Raw genomic sequence first — 14,374 nt, 5'->3', positions numbered from 1 at the left:
TGTAAGAGCGTAGTTTATACAAACAGGTCATCATGAATGGACATGACCATGAACGATATTGCGTTGATTAAGACTTCGGTCTTATCACGCCAGCGGAAAGCGCTTCTCACCGAGGATGAGCACCGGGCATTTTCAATCGCTACCCTTTGCGCACGTTAATCCACTCCTGAACTTCGACCACAAAAGTGTCCGGCGCTTTGCGGTACATTTTGCGCGCCAAATCCAGAATCGTATGCTGACCGAGCGCTTCTTCCATTCGCTGCTGAGCCATATCCATTACCGAGCGCACACCACAAATGCCTTCACAGGCCCACTCCGGCGGATGCTCCTCAAATACCGCCAGCCGCTGGCGAATTTCACGACACTCAAAGATGCGCTTATCGCCATCAATGGCATTCACCACGTCCAGCACCGTAATGTGTTCAGCAGGTTTAGCCAACTGGAAACCGCCGCCCTTTCCCTCAATGCTGCGCACCAGGCCCGCTTTCGACAAACGGGTGAAAATTTTCGCCAGGTAGTCATACGGCACGCTTTGCAGCTCGGCAATTTCCCGCACGCTCATATCCCGCGCGTCGCCCTTGCTGTCGACCATACACATCAGGCTATGAATGCCGTACTCAACCCCGGAACTGTAAAATGCCATTCTCTTATCTCAGCCAAAATGAATCTGAGTTAATTGTAGCTTTTTCGTCTCATTCATTCCAGACAGCAGCACAACCCATATTTATATAAAAACTTTAATCTTATATTTATCAAATAGATAATCAAAAACCCTACGACATCAGGACAAAAAGGATCCTGATCGCATTGTAATTCTTAACTCAGACAAATAAAATCCGAGTAAATTATTCGTAGTCACCAGAGAGAACCCCCCAATGCGTAAACGAATTCTGATCGTGGGCGCCGGCTTTGCCGGTATGTGGGCAGCATTAAGCGCCGCACGACTGGCGGATAAACATCAGCAGGCCATTGATATTACAGTAATTGCACCACAGCCAGAGCTGCGTGTCCGCCCACGCTTTTATGAACGCGCCGTACAAACCCTGGTCGCCCCGCTGCAACCCTTGTTTGACGTTACCGGCGTCAACTTCCTGCAAGGTCACGTCGAGCAGATCATCCCGGACTCTAAAGAGGTGAGCTGGAAAGATGCCAACGGAGAAATTCATCTGCGCCGCTACGACCGCCTGGTACTCGCCAGCGGGAGTCACGTTAACCGCGACGCCGTTGTCGGTGCAGCCGAGCATGCGTTTGACCTCGACCAGCTCGAGAGCGCCACCGCACTGGAGCAGCACATTACAGACCTGGCATTACAGCCGGAAAGTGAGACTCGCAATACGGTGGTGGTCTGTGGCGGCGGCTTTACCGGGATTGAGATGGCGCTGGAATTACCTGGTCGTCTGCGTGAGATTCTGGGTGCCGATGCTAAGACCAGAGTGGTCGTAGTTGAACGCGGTGCTCAGCCTGCCGGGCGCTGGAGCCAGGAATTACGCGACGTGATAATCGAAGCCTCCGCTGAACTGGGCATCGAATGGTTGGTAAATGCAGAAGTAGAAAGCGTGGATGCTGGCGGCGTAACGCTGAAAGATGGGCAGGTTATTGCCTCTCAAACAGTTATCTGGACCGTCGGTGTGCAGGCCAATAGCCTGACAGCGCAGATTAACGCCCCGCGCGATCGACAGAGCCGCCTGCATGTGAATGCCAATCTGCAGGTCGTGGGTCATGATGATATCTACGCCACTGGCGATGTGGCCTACGCCGCCACTGATGACAAAGGCAACCATGCGTTAATGACCTGCCAGCACGCTATTTTGTTGGGTAAATTTGCCGGTAATAACGCCGCTGCAAGCCTGCTAGGAGTAGAACCTTCACCGTACCGTCAGGAGATGTACGTCACCTGTCTGGATCTCGGCGCGTGGGGCGCGGTGTATACCGAAGGATGGGATCAGCAGGTCAAACTCACTCGCGCAGAAGCGAAGAAACTGAAAGTATCGATTGTCAGTGAACTGATTTATCCGCCGAAAGCGGAAAAAGCCGGCGCATTTGAGATGGCTGACCCATACGCACCGTTTGTTTAAGCAGTAATGCCGGATAGCGGCTAACGCCTTATCCGGCCTACAAACTACGCGGTCCCCGCGTAAATATCAAACCGATGCCCTTTCGTAACTACCGCGTTCGGCGTGGCGACATCCGCCAGCGGCGGTGCGTAATCCGGGCGCTTCACTACCACACGTTTAGTGGCTAGCTGACGCGCAGGCTCCAGCAGCCCATCCGCATCCAGGTCCGGCCCCACCAACGACTGAAACACGCGCATCTCTTTTTTCACCAGCGCACTTTTCTGCTTATGCGGGAACATCGGGTCGAGGTACACCACCTGCGGACGCGGGGTGATATCGGTTAACGCCGTCAGGCTTGAGGCGTGGATCAGTTGTAAACGTTCCTGCAGCCACGGACCGATTTCCGGGTCAGCATACCCTCTCGCCAGGCCATCATCCAACAGCGCCGCCACGACCGGGTTACGTTCCAGCATCCGCACGCGGCAGCCTACTGAGGCCAGCACAAACGCATCGCGCCCCAGCCCTGCAGTCGCATCAACCACATCCGGCAGGTAATCGCCTTTAATGCCAACCGCCTTCGCCACCGCTTCGCCGCGACCACCGCCAAATTTGCGCCGATGGGCCATCGCACCGCCAACGAAATCCACGAAGATACCGCCGAGTTTGGGCTCATCACGTTTGCGCAGTTCCAGATGTTCCGGTGTCATCACCAGCGCCATCAGGTTATCTTCATCGTGCGTAAGATTCCAGCGGGCGGCAAGAACAGATAAGGCGCCGTCTCCGGCGCCTGTTTCATCTACTAAGCAGATTTTCACGTGAATAATCAGCCTTTAATCCCGTAATGCTCCAGCATTGCATCCAGTTGCGGCTCACGGCCACGGAAGCGCTTGAACAGTTCCATCGGCTCTTCAGAACCACCACGGGTGAGAATGTTATCGAGGAACGATTGTCCGGTTTGACGGTTGAAAATCCCCTCATCTTCAAAGCGAGAGAATGCATCCGCCGCCAGCACGTCGGCCCACAGGTAGCTGTAGTAACCCGCCGCATAGCCACCAGCAAAAATGTGGCTGAAGGCATGCGGGAAGCGGCCCCACGTTGGGCCCGGCACCACGGCGACCTGCTTTTTAATTTCCGCCAGCGTTTCGAGGATTTTCGCCCCTTGCTGTGGGTTAAACTCCGCATGCAGACGGAAATCAAACAGGCCAAACTCCAGTTGACGCAGAATAAACAGCGCCGCCTGGTAATTTTTCGCCGCCAGCATTTTATCCAGCAACTCCTTGGGCAGCGGCTCACCGGTCTCAAAGTGACCAGAGATAAATGCCAGCGCTTCGGGCTCCCAGCACCAGTTTTCCATAAACTGGCTCGGCAGTTCGACCGCATCCCACGGCACGCCGTTGATACCTGAAACACCGGCGGTTTCGATACGGGTCAGCATATGGTGCAGACCGTGGCCGAACTCGTGGAACAGGGTGATCACTTCATCGTGGGTAAACAGCGCGGGTTTGCCGTTCACCGGGCGGTTAAAGTTACAGGTCAGGTAGGCAACAGGCTTTTGCAGCGTACCGTCGGCTTTACGCATTTGGCCGACGCAGTCGTCCATCCACGCCCCGCCACGTTTATGTTCACGGGCATACAGGTCAAGATAGAAACTGCCGCGCAGTTCGTTGTTTTCGTCATACAGTTCGAAGAAACGTACTTCCGGGTGCCAGACGTCAACATCAGTGCGCTCTTTAGCGGTAATGCCGTAAATACGTTTAACCACTTCAAACAGGCCGTTAACGGCTTTGTTTTCCGGGAAGTATGGACGCAACTGCTCGTCGCTGATGCTATAGAGGTGCTGTTTTTGTTTCTCGCTGTAGTAAGCGATATCCCACGGCTGCAGCTCATCGACACCAAATTCCGCTTTCGCGAAGGCGCGCAGTTGAGCCAGCTCTTTCTCGCCCTGAGGACGGGCACGTTTCGCCAGGTCGGTAAGGAAGTCGAGTACCTGCTGCGGGTTTTCCGCCATTTTGGTGGACAGAGATTTAAAAGCGTAGCTTTCAAAGCCCAGCAGCTGTGCCAGCTCGTGGCGCAGCCCGAGGATCTCTTCCATTATCGGGCTGTTGTCCCATTTACCAGCGTTTGGCCCCTGGTCAGACGCGCGAGTGGAGTAAGCGCGATACATCTCCTCACGCAGCCCCTGGTTATCACAGTAGGTCATCACCGGCAGGTAGCTTGGGATATCCAGCGTTAACAGGTAGCCTTCCTGCTGTTTAGCATCAGCCTGGGCTTTTGCAGCCGCCAGCGCGCTTTCCGGCATGCCGGAGAGTTCCGCTTCATCAGTCACCAGCTTAGTCCAGCCCATCGTGGCATCGAGGACGTTATTGCTGTAGAGATTGCCCAGCTCAGACAGGCGGGTGGCAATCTCACCATAGCGCAGCTGTTTTTCCTTCGGCAGACCAATACCAGAAAGCTCAAAATCGCGCAGCGCGTTATCGACCGCTTTTTTCTGTGCGGTGTTCAGGGTAGCGTAATGATCGCCGTCACGCAGGTCGCGGTACGCTTTGTACAGACCTTCATGTTGCCCAACCCAGGTGCTGTATTCAGACAGCAGCGGCAGCGTTTGTTCGTAGGCTTCGCGCAATTCCGGGCTGTTTTTCACCGAGTTCAGGTGGCTAACCGGAGAGAAAATACGCCCCAGCACATCGTCAACTTCCGCCAACGGCTGGCAAAGATTTCCCCAGGTGTACGGCGCGCCCTGCGCAACCACTCGCTCAACGTTTTCGCGGCAATCGTTCAGCGCCTTAGTCACGGCAGGCACGACGTGCTCAGGCTGAATTTTAGAAAACGGCGGCAGTTCGAAGGGGGTCAGCAATGGATTGGTCATTAGCGCGGTCCTGTTGAAAAGAGTGAATGAAGCGCGTATCCGGCGCTGTGCATATTAATTTGTACAATGGGGTTAAGTGTAGAGGATTTCAATGCCAGGCGTTGCGCTTTCGCGGCAGTGACGACTTTTCTGTATACTGTGGCGATACGCTTTATTTTCGCCCGATATTGCGCTGTTTTCGGGCCTACGTTTATAACCTGGAACACGTTTACCCATGCTGAGTTATCGCCACAGTTATCACGCTGGCAACCACGCCGACGTCCTTAAACACACCGTCCAGAGCCTGATCATCGAATCGCTTAAAGAGAAAGAAAAACCGTTTCTCTATCTGGATACCCATGCTGGCGCAGGCCGTTATCAGCTGAGCAGTGAGCATGCCGAACGTACCGGTGAATATCTGGAAGGGATCGCCCGTATCTGGCAGCAGGACGATTTGCCTGCCGAACTGGAACCCTACATTGGCGTGGTGAAGCACTTCAACCGTAGCGGCCAACTGCGCTACTACCCCGGCTCTCCATTAATTGCTCGCCAGCTGCTGCGAGAACAGGATAGCCTGCAATTAACGGAACTGCACCCGAGCGACTTTCCTTTGCTGCGCGGCGAATTCCAGAAAGATGAGCGCGCACGCGTGGCCAAAGCCGATGGTTATCAGCAGCTAAAAGCAAAATTACCGCCGGTTTCCCGTCGCGGGCTGATCCTTATCGATCCCCCCTACGAAATCAAAAGCGACTACCAGGCGGTGGTGACCGGTATTAACGAAGGCTATAAGCGTTTCGCAACCGGCACCTATGCGCTGTGGTATCCGGTAGTTCTGCGCCAGCAAATCAAACGCATGATCCACGACCTGGAAGACACCGGTATCCGCAAAATTCTGCAGATTGAGCTGGCGGTGCGTCCGGACAGCGATCAGCGCGGCATGACGGCGTCCGGTATGATTGTAATAAACCCGCCGTGGAAGCTGGAGCAGCAGATGAACAGTGTCCTGCCGTGGTTGCACAGCAAACTGGTTCCGGCAGGAACCGGTCATACGTCGGTAAGCTGGATCGTGCCGGAGTAATCGCAGTCATCGGTGGAACCTTTTAATTTCAGGTATACAATCGCGAATATTTTGGCGGATGGCGTAACGCTTCTCCGCCCTACAATGAACATGAAGGAGCGGTCATGACCAAGCACTATGATTACATCGCTATTGGCGGCGGCAGCGGCGGTATTGCCTCCATTAACCGTGCAGCAATGTACGGCCAGAAATGCGCGCTGATTGAAGCCAAAGAGCTAGGGGGCACCTGCGTTAACGTTGGCTGCGTACCGAAAAAAGTGATGTGGCATGCCGCACAGGTCCGCGAAGCAATCCACATGTACGGGCCGGATTACGGTTTCGACACCACCATCAATAAGTTCGATTGGGATAAACTGATCGCCACGCGCACCGCTTATATTGATCGCATTCATACCTCGTACGACAACGTGCTGGGCAAAAATAATGTCGATGTGATTAAAGGCTTTGCCCGCTTTGTGGATGCCAAAACCATTGAAGTGAACGGTGAAACCATTACTGCCGATCATATTTTGATTGCTACCGGTGGTCGCCCGAGCCATCCGAGCATTCCGGGTGTGGAATACGGTATCGACTCCGACGGTTTCTTTGAGCTGCCCGCGCTGCCAAAACGCGTGGCCGTTGTTGGCGCAGGCTACATCGCCGTTGAACTGGCGGGCGTAATTAACGGTCTGGGCGCAGAAACGCATCTGTTCGTGCGTAAACACGCGCCGCTGCGCAGCTTCGACCCGATGATCGTCGACACGCTGGTTGAGGTGATGAACGCCGAAGGCCCGACTCTGCATACTCACGCAATTCCAAAAGCGGTCGTTAAAAACGCTGATGGCAGCCTGACCCTGCAACTGGAAGATGGTCGTAGCGAAACGGTAGATTGCCTGATTTGGGCGATCGGTCGTGAACCTGCCACCGACAACTTCAACCTGGCGGTTACTGGCGTGAAAACCAACGAAAAAGGCTACATCGTCGTTGATAAATTCCAGAACACCAGCGTGCCGGGTATTTATGCCGTCGGCGATAACACCGGGGCCGTTGAGCTGACGCCGGTTGCCGTTGCCGCGGGCCGCCGTCTGTCCGAGCGTCTGTTTAACAACAAGCCGGACGAGCATCTGGACTACAGCAACATCCCGACCGTGGTCTTCAGCCATCCGCCTATTGGTACCGTGGGCCTGACCGAGCAGCAGGCTCGCGAACAGCACGGCGATGATCAGGTGAAAGTGTATAAATCATCGTTTACCGCGATGTATACCGCTGTCACCACCCACCGTCAGCCGTGCCGCATGAAGCTGGTTTGCGTCGGTCCGGAAGAGAAGATTGTCGGTATTCATGGCATTGGTTTTGGGATGGATGAAATGCTGCAAGGCTTCGCGGTCGCTCTGAAAATGGGCGCAACCAAGAAAGACTTTGATAACACCGTTGCCATTCACCCAACGGCATCTGAAGAGTTCGTGACCATGCGTTAATCAATAAAAAACCGGATGGCACTTTGCCATCCGGTTTTCTCTTATTTACCCTGCATATACGGTGTATATACCCCATTAAGGCTTTCGAGGAATGCTACGATATCGTCGATATCTTCCTGCGGCAGTTCTTTACCCACCTGATAACGCAGCATCAGTTTTACCGCACCGTCGAGCGTAGGCACATCACCGCGATGGAAATAAGGTGCAGTCAGCGCAACGTTACGCAATCCAGGGACTTTCTGACGCAGCTTGTCACGTAATTCATTGGTGACGTTCATGCGGCCAATATCTGCAGCAGTGACCTCGCCGAAATTAAAGTCCTTTTTCAGACCCAATGGCTCAAATGAACGTCCGCCTAAAATAATACCGCCATGACAGGTCGCGCACTTATTATCTTTAAACAACTGATAGCCATGTTTTTGCTGAGCGGTTAAGGCCGCTTCATCACCACGCAGCCATTTATCAAACGGCGAATTTGGCGTAATCAGCGTTTTCTCAAACTCAGCAATCGCATCGGTAATATTATCCCCACTGAATCCCTGCGGATAAACGGCAATGAACTCTTGCTTAAGTTGCGGATCCTTGTCCAGTTTCTGGATAATTTCATCCCAGGATTTAGACGCCATTTCGATAGGGTTCAACGGTGGACCACCGGCCTGCGCCTGCAGTGTTGGCGCACGGCCATCCCAGAATTGCTCAACGTTAAAGACCGAGTTAAATACCGTTGGCGCATTGATAGGGCCAACCGCGCCGCCTACACCGATTGACGTTTTCCGGCCATCCACGCCGCCCGCATTCAGGGCGTGACAGTGCGCACAAGAAATCGTGCTGTCGCCGGAAATACGCGGGTCATGGTAAAGCGTAAAACCAAGCGCTACTTTGCGGGCATCGGTCGGGATGCTTTCCGGTATCGGCTGTACAGGTTCATTACGATGCTGCGTGGCAGTATCGTTACTGGCGTAGTACTGCTCACGCTGTTTCGCAATCCAGCCCAGGATCTCTGCTCGCTCCGTATCGCTTACCTTGCCAGCCCAGTGCAATGCGGTATAACGCGTCGGCGGCATGGTGTCGTACTGCATCACCCACTCAATTTTATTCAGATCGCTTTGCGAAACGGGTTTATCCGCGACCAGCGCCGCACGAACGGCCTCAAGATTGAATGATTTGTATCCCAGTTGAATATCGTAATTCATCAACTGCTTAGCGACGGGAAAAGAAGAATAGAAAGGTAATTCAGCAGAAGGAGTGTGACAATAATCGCATCCTTTTTCACGTAAGAACCCCAGTACTTTATTATTTTCTTCCAGCGTAGAGGCCTGAACATCAGCCTGTTTACTCCGTTGATTATCGTGATACCACACATAACCGGATAATCCAAAATAACAAATCGCGACGCCAGCTATGGCAATCACGGTAAGACGGGTAATGATTTTCATTATTTTACCCTCACCGTTGTGAGTTATTGTGACCCAGAAAATTAGAATAATTAATAGACAGTCTTTGTCAGACCTGACCATCATAGGAAATGAGGGGATTACTATTTTGATAAGTATCAAGCAATTACATGGAGGAGAACTATCGATAGAATAGCCTGTGCCTATTATAGAGTTAAACGTTACCAGGTTGTGTTCACACCTCGTTGCAATCGAATGTTCTGAAAATGGAATATCCTCAGTTTGTGCAGAATTCGGAATTCTGCATTATTTTCATTGGGATAGATTTATTTTTTGGATATTGCGCAGCACTAAAATGTGATCGACCGCACGCTTTACTCACCAGATACCGAAGCGAATGTCTACGCTTAATTGACGAGCGGGCAATAGCCTTAATCTTTCAACGTCCATCGGAGGTCTTTCGCATTATGCTCAACCAGAAACTACCCCACGCCCCTTCTGAAGAAATGACGATCGACATCGATCTGCTTTATGAAATGGATCCGTGCGAGTTAAAGCTGGATGAAATGATTGAGGCGGAGCCTGAACCAGAGATGATTGAAGGGTTACCCGCTTCAGATGCGTTAACTCCCGCCGATCGTTACCTCGAGCTGTTCGAACACGTTCAGTCGTCGAAACTGTTTGCCGATAGCAAAACCTTCCCCGACTGTGCGCCGAAAATGGATCCGCTGGATATTTTGATCCGCTATCGCAAGGTTAAACGCCACCGCGACTTTGATCTGCGACGCTTCGTCGAGAACCACTTCTGGCTCCCGGAAACGCCCTCCAGTGAATATGTTTCTGACCCGGCAAATTCGCTGAAAGAGCATATCGATCAACTGTGGCCGGTGCTGACGCGCGAACCACAGGATCACATTCCCTGGTCCTCGCTGCTGGCGTTACCGCAGTCATATATTGTGCCCGGCGGACGTTTTAGTGAAACCTACTACTGGGATTCCTACTTCACCATGCTGGGTCTGGCGGAGAGCGGTCGCGAAGATCTGCTGAAATGTATGGCGGATAACTTTGCCTGGATGATTGAAAACTATGGTCACATCCCGAACGGTAACCGTACTTACTACCTGAGTCGCTCGCAGCCGCCGGTCTTTGCGCTGATGGTCGAACTGTTTGAAGAGGATGGCGTACGCGGCGCGCGTCGTTACCTTGATCATCTAAAAATGGAGTACGCGTTCTGGATGGATGGCGCAGATTCCCTGGTACTCAACCAGGCCTACCGTCACGTGATCAGAATGTCGGACGGCTCCCTGCTCAACCGCTATTGGGACGATCGTGATACGCCGCGCGATGAGTCGTGGCTTGAAGACGTCGAGACTGCCAAGCATTCGGGTCGCCCACCCAATGAAGTGTATCGGGATTTGCGCGCGGGCGCGGCCTCCGGCTGGGATTACTCCTCGCGCTGGCTACGCGATGCAGGCCGTCTTGCCAGCATACGCACCACTCAGTTCATCCCTATTGACCTGAACGCGTTCCTCTACAAGCTGGAGAGCACTATCGCCAATATTTCCGCACTGAAAGGCGACAAAGACACTGAAGCGCAGTTTCGCCAGAAAGCCAATGACCGCCGCGATGCGGTGAATCGCTATCTCTGGGACGATGAAAACGGCTGCTATCGCGATTACGACTGGCGGCGCGAACAAATGGCCCTGTTCTCTGCCGCCAGTATTGTGCCGCTGTATGTCGGCATGGCAACGCATGAACAAGCCGACCGACTTGCCAATGCGGTCCGCAGTCGCCTGCTAACCCCCGGAGGGATTTTAGCCACGGAGCATGAAACGGGTGAGCAATGGGATAAACCCAACGGCTGGGCGCCGCTGCAGTGGATGGCGATCCAAGGTTTCAAACTTTACGGCGACGACCATCTCGGGGATGAAATCGCCCGTAACTGGTTGAAAACGGTGCATCTCTTTTATCAGGAACACCACAAGCTTATCGAAAAATACCACATCGCCGACGCCGCGCCGCGCGAAGGCGGCGGCGGAGAATATCCGTTACAGGACGGCTTTGGCTGGACCAATGGCGTGGTGCGCCGACTCATCGGTCTGTATGGCGAACCCTAGCAGCTGACAGTCTGAATTATCAGACCGTCAGTTAATCGCATCGTACAGTTCGGCGTGAATTTTCTGCCATTTCTTGTTCTCTGGGCTTGGCTGCGCGCGAACGCGTAGCTCGGCCTGTTCAAGGTCATACTGCTGACGCGCGACAACCGCCGGCACCGAGCAAAAACTTTGCAGATAGCTTTTATGCAGCGATGTGAGTGACGCCCCATTCGCCATCGCATGGCTGACCGTGGTCATAAACTGCCGACATGGCTTACTCTCACTCATCTGCGAAGGGTAACGCAGCAGCAGCCTCAACACCTCGGTATTGCCTGCCGAGAATGCCTGCTCCGTCCACGCCAGCTTCCAGTCCATCCCGCCCTGCAGGAAAAGTGACGTCACACGGGTGTCGTTGCGCTCGATAGCCGCGCGCATGTTAAAGGCATCCCAGGTGATGCCCATTCGGGTCACCGACTCCCGCGCACCAGGGGCATCACGCCGTGGCTCCTCCTGCACGATTTCAACGGATAGCCCGGAAGACGCTTGTGGCGCTGGCGAAGTGAATAACCAGAACGCGCCCAGCGAAATCACCAGCACCATCACGCCGACCGCTACCCACAACATGCCGGAAATCAGCTGTTCACGTTCTTCCGCCGTGCGCCTGGCCCGCTTCTCCGGCGGATCGATACTGTCTGCGATTTCCTGTTTATCGCCCCCCGCCTGCTCGTCTTTTTGCTTTGCGCTTTCCCAAAACTGGCGAACCGTCGCCTCATCGGACGCCAGATACGACGCAGGATTAATGCGCGTACGCCGTTCTTCAAATGCCCGCTGCACAGGGTGAGTAATCTGTCGGTACTGGCAATCCAGCAACAGCAGTTGTACTGAGGTTAGCGGTTGCTGCGCGATAACGCAGTTACGGGCCAGGCGGCAGTCATCCAGGAACATCCTCAGCGTGATACGTGGCTCAACAAACGACATGAGCACCGAGGTATCGTTAAAAATCTCGCTAAAATGCCGAACGAATAACTTCTTATCGACAACCATCAGCGCCAGTTCGCTAAACATCATGCCGTCCAGCGCATCCCGACTTTCCCCCAGCTTTAACCAGCGACGCAGACGTTCACCGCCAAAGTGCTGTTTCAGGAAGCTGTTGAGCGGATGTTGATCCGGCCATACCCGCGCAATCAGGGATTTGAGGGTTAATTCTATTGCGCGAAGCTGACGCTGCGCCCGCATCTGCGCATCCGGCTCTGCACGTTCAATCTCGGTTGGATACTTCAGGAGGGGCTGTTGCTGGCGCAACTGTTCCAGAGAAGCGACAAAGCGCAGCGCAGAAATCAGCTGGTTTTCACTGACGTCCTGGCCATTTTCATATTGCGGCACGCTCTGCTGAAGATGGCGTAGCCGCAACGTGAACTGACTCAATTGCGCGTCATTCATCTGCAACCGCCTGGCGACAACACCCCAACCTCCCAGATTCAATCGCGCCTGGTCAAGCTGCTCAAGAAACCAGCGTGGATCTTTACCCTCTGCGACGCGCACGCCAAGCATCAGTAAAATTTCTACCGAGGCTTGCCGGATTATCCCCAAACAATGTTCGAATGGTGTACATGTCGCCTGTAACGCGCTATTGGTCATTATCTTCCCTAAAAGGACCCAAAAAGTGCGGCCTCACAATGGTGTGTAGTTATCTTTTTTAAATGCAGCGCTGTGCCGCCACAGACTAAAACATATTCATATAGCAAATAAATATGTTTTACAGTGACTTCCACACAATCATTGAAAATTATTCTGGAGATAAGCCTGTGCCTGTACTGAAAACCTCGCGTTTGATCTGCCGCCCGCTCACACATGACGACTGGGCGTTTTTCTTAACGCTACAGCAGAACGCAGATGTGATGCGCTTTGTCGCTGACTCGCGTACCGAAGAGGAGATACGGACAGTCTTTGACTCCCGCTTGCCTGAATGGTCTCCCGGCAGTCCACACTGGCTGTGCCTGATCCTGTGCGATAAGGCATCGGGCGTACCGCTTGGGGTAACCGGATATATTCAGGATAAAAATGAATGTGCCGAGGTCGGCTTTCTGCTCACTCCCGAGGCGCAGGGCAAAGGTTATGGCGCTGAATCCCTGCATGCCGTTTGCGATTATGCGTTTACCGCCGGAGGACTACGCCGACTGACGGCCTGCGTCACTGCAGGAAACGATGCCTCACGGCGTCTACTGGAAAAGGTCGGGTTCATTCTCGAAGGCACGCTGCGAGAAAGCTACTGGCTACATCAAACCTGGCATGATGACTGGATTTTCGGCCTGTTAAAACAGGAATATCAGCCGCCCGCGCCATCAGGCGTTTCGCTGTAAAAAATGGCTGGATGGCGGCTGGCGTAACGGGGTGTGTTTCTTAAAATAGGTCTCTTTGTACAGAGATTATTATGCCGCTGCATTCGACGCATTTCACGCCCGCCTGTATCGCATTTATTAAGCAATGGCAGGGCCTGTCGCTGGAAAAGTATCAGGACAAAAAGGGGATCTGGGTCATTGGCTACGGGCACGAAATCACCGCAGATGAATCCTTTGATGCCCCAATTATGCTGATGCAGGCCGAAACATTGCTGCTCGCGGATATAAATATCTGCGAGGCATTCATCCATAAGGAAATGCCGCAAATACAAGATCGGTTTCAACAGGAAGCGTTAATTGCATGGATGCTCAGCGTGGGGATTAGCCGGTTTTGCACTGCTGAATTCTGGCCGATGGCTATTTCACAGCCAGAAACAGTCTGACTGTGAAATATTTTCCCATTATAGGGTGTCGTTTAGCATCATTGCCGCCTGCGTACGGTTTTTTACCTCCAGGCGCTGATACAGCGATTCAAGATGGGCTTTTACCGTTCCGGTGCTGATATTTAATAATCGACCAATTTGTTTATTAGATTCCCCGGCGGCCAGCATCGTCAGAATCTCCCGCTGACGCGCGCTGAGCAATCTGATATTTTGCCCGCCACATTCGGTCGCTGTGATGCAATCTCTGGGGATAAACATCATACCTATCGCGACGCTATTGAGTGCCAGCGTGAAGGTTTCCGCATCAGAATCGCGCGGAATAATGGCCAGCACGTTTAATTGCGTGACTTCCTGTAGCCATTTTTTACGGCAGTCCGTTGCGGTTACCAGCACTTTTACCTTCGCAAAGCGCTCTGCTATCTGTTGCAGCAAGCTACGGCAGAACTCAGCGTCAAAATCTCCATCCAGCATTACCAGTGCATCAGGATTGTCTTCCAGCGTCCGCCAAAGATCATCTGCCTGACTGACACCCTGAACATTCACTCCTGGAATACGCTCTTGCAAAATTACATTCATTCCATGAATAAATATTGACTGCCTGTCAAACATTATTAACTGCATTATTTATCTCCGTCTGAATAAGATATTAGCCTTAACACGCGGAAGGG

Annotated in this window: 12 protein-coding genes; 6 read left to right on the top strand and 6 right to left on the bottom strand. The window is 53.1% G+C overall.

Annotated elements, in window-relative coordinates; translation table 11 throughout:
• Window positions 1–139: 139 nt before the first annotated feature.
• Entirely contained in the window at window positions 140–643 is a 504-nt protein-coding gene (locus HV229_RS01005; protein ID WP_181546713.1) for an Rrf2 family transcriptional regulator, read from the bottom strand.
• 232 nt (window positions 644–875) lie between these two features.
• Here HV229_RS01005 and HV229_RS01000 point away from each other — a divergent pair, with 232 nt between their 5' ends.
• Window positions 876–2,075 carry an NAD(P)/FAD-dependent oxidoreductase gene (locus tag HV229_RS01000; RefSeq protein WP_181546711.1) on the top strand — a complete coding sequence of 400 codons (1,200 nt, stop codon included), beginning with the start codon at window positions 876–878 and terminating at the stop codon, window positions 2,073–2,075.
• A 44-nt stretch (window positions 2,076–2,119) separates the two neighbouring features.
• On the opposite strand, the gene rsmJ is transcribed toward HV229_RS01000, so the two are convergent.
• Window positions 2,120–2,869 (bottom strand): 16S rRNA (guanine(1516)-N(2))-methyltransferase RsmJ, encoded by a 750-nt coding sequence (gene rsmJ / locus HV229_RS00995; protein WP_047358192.1) that lies wholly within the window; start codon window positions 2,867–2,869, stop codon window positions 2,120–2,122.
• 8 nt (window positions 2,870–2,877) lie between these two features.
• Window positions 2,878–4,920 carry an oligopeptidase A gene (gene prlC / locus HV229_RS00990; RefSeq protein ID WP_181546709.1) on the bottom strand — a complete coding sequence of 681 codons (2,043 nt, stop codon included), beginning with the start codon at window positions 4,918–4,920 and terminating at the stop codon, window positions 2,878–2,880.
• Window positions 4,921–5,134: 214 nt separating this feature from the next.
• On the opposite strand from prlC, the gene HV229_RS00985 reads away from it, so the two are divergent.
• Window positions 5,135–5,977, top strand: coding sequence for a 23S rRNA (adenine(2030)-N(6))-methyltransferase RlmJ (locus HV229_RS00985; RefSeq protein WP_016154881.1), 843 nt, complete (start codon window positions 5,135–5,137; stop codon window positions 5,975–5,977).
• Between the two features lie 104 nt (window positions 5,978–6,081).
• The gene (gene gorA, locus HV229_RS00980) at window positions 6,082–7,434 is read left to right on the top strand and encodes a glutathione-disulfide reductase (RefSeq protein WP_016154882.1); all 1,353 of its coding nucleotides are present in this window, start codon (window positions 6,082–6,084) and stop codon (window positions 7,432–7,434) included.
• A 41-nt stretch (window positions 7,435–7,475) separates the two neighbouring features.
• Here gorA and HV229_RS00975 read toward each other — a convergent pair whose 3' ends face one another.
• Entirely contained in the window at window positions 7,476–8,870 is a 1,395-nt protein-coding gene (locus HV229_RS00975; RefSeq protein WP_016154884.1) for a cytochrome-c peroxidase, read from the bottom strand.
• A gap of 425 nt (window positions 8,871–9,295) precedes the next feature.
• Between HV229_RS00975 and HV229_RS00970 the strand changes: the two genes are divergently transcribed.
• Window positions 9,296–10,945: an alpha,alpha-trehalase gene (locus tag HV229_RS00970; RefSeq protein ID WP_181546707.1), complete on the top strand. Its 1,650-nt coding sequence runs from the start codon at window positions 9,296–9,298 to the stop codon at window positions 10,943–10,945.
• Between the two features lie 27 nt (window positions 10,946–10,972).
• Here HV229_RS00970 and HV229_RS00965 read toward each other — a convergent pair whose 3' ends face one another.
• Entirely contained in the window at window positions 10,973–12,562 is a 1,590-nt protein-coding gene (locus HV229_RS00965) for an STY4199 family HEPN domain-containing protein (RefSeq protein ID WP_181546705.1), read from the bottom strand.
• 167 nt (window positions 12,563–12,729) lie between these two features.
• Between HV229_RS00965 and HV229_RS00960 the strand changes: the two genes are divergently transcribed.
• The gene (locus HV229_RS00960; protein ID WP_181546703.1) at window positions 12,730–13,284 is read left to right on the top strand and encodes a GNAT family protein; all 555 of its coding nucleotides are present in this window, start codon (window positions 12,730–12,732) and stop codon (window positions 13,282–13,284) included.
• 71 nt (window positions 13,285–13,355) lie between these two features.
• Window positions 13,356–13,706 carry a lysozyme gene (locus tag HV229_RS00955; RefSeq protein ID WP_141875776.1) on the top strand — a complete coding sequence of 117 codons (351 nt, stop codon included), beginning with the start codon at window positions 13,356–13,358 and terminating at the stop codon, window positions 13,704–13,706.
• Between the two features lie 18 nt (window positions 13,707–13,724).
• Here the strand turns inward: HV229_RS00955 and HV229_RS00950 are convergent, their stop codons facing one another.
• Entirely contained in the window at window positions 13,725–14,327 is a 603-nt protein-coding gene (locus tag HV229_RS00950) for a response regulator transcription factor (protein WP_080859302.1), read from the bottom strand.
• Window positions 14,328–14,374 lie beyond the last annotated feature (47 nt).

It is taken from the genome of Citrobacter sp. RHBSTW-00524 (genome assembly GCF_013747755.1).
GTDB classification, from domain to species: Bacteria; Pseudomonadota; Gammaproteobacteria; order Enterobacterales; family Enterobacteriaceae; genus Citrobacter; species Citrobacter braakii.
The sequence above is the reverse complement of the archived record's forward strand: the minus strand, read 5'-3'. Positions and strand labels throughout refer to the sequence as shown.

Excerpts from the sequence above, each read along its gene's own strand:
- HV229_RS01005 (WP_181546713.1), bottom strand. The coding sequence starts at position 643 with ATGGCATTTTACAGTTCCGGGGTTGAGTACGGCATTCATAGCCTGATG.
- HV229_RS01000 (WP_181546711.1), top strand. The coding sequence starts at position 876 with ATGCGTAAACGAATTCTGATCGTGGGCGCCGGCTTTGCCGGTATGTGG.
- prlC (WP_181546709.1), bottom strand. The coding sequence starts at position 4,920 with ATGACCAATCCATTGCTGACCCCCTTCGAACTGCCGCCGTTTTCTAAA.
- HV229_RS00985 (WP_016154881.1), top strand. The coding sequence starts at position 5,135 with ATGCTGAGTTATCGCCACAGTTATCACGCTGGCAACCACGCCGACGTC.
- gorA (WP_016154882.1), top strand. The coding sequence starts at position 6,082 with ATGACCAAGCACTATGATTACATCGCTATTGGCGGCGGCAGCGGCGGT.
- HV229_RS00975 (WP_016154884.1), bottom strand. The coding sequence starts at position 8,870 with ATGAAAATCATTACCCGTCTTACCGTGATTGCCATAGCTGGCGTCGCG.
- HV229_RS00970 (WP_181546707.1), top strand. The coding sequence starts at position 9,296 with ATGCTCAACCAGAAACTACCCCACGCCCCTTCTGAAGAAATGACGATC.
- HV229_RS00965 (WP_181546705.1), bottom strand. The coding sequence starts at position 12,562 with ATGACCAATAGCGCGTTACAGGCGACATGTACACCATTCGAACATTGT.
- HV229_RS00955 (WP_141875776.1), top strand. The coding sequence starts at position 13,356 with ATGCCGCTGCATTCGACGCATTTCACGCCCGCCTGTATCGCATTTATT.
- HV229_RS00950 (WP_080859302.1), bottom strand. The coding sequence starts at position 14,327 with ATGCAGTTAATAATGTTTGACAGGCAGTCAATATTTATTCATGGAATG.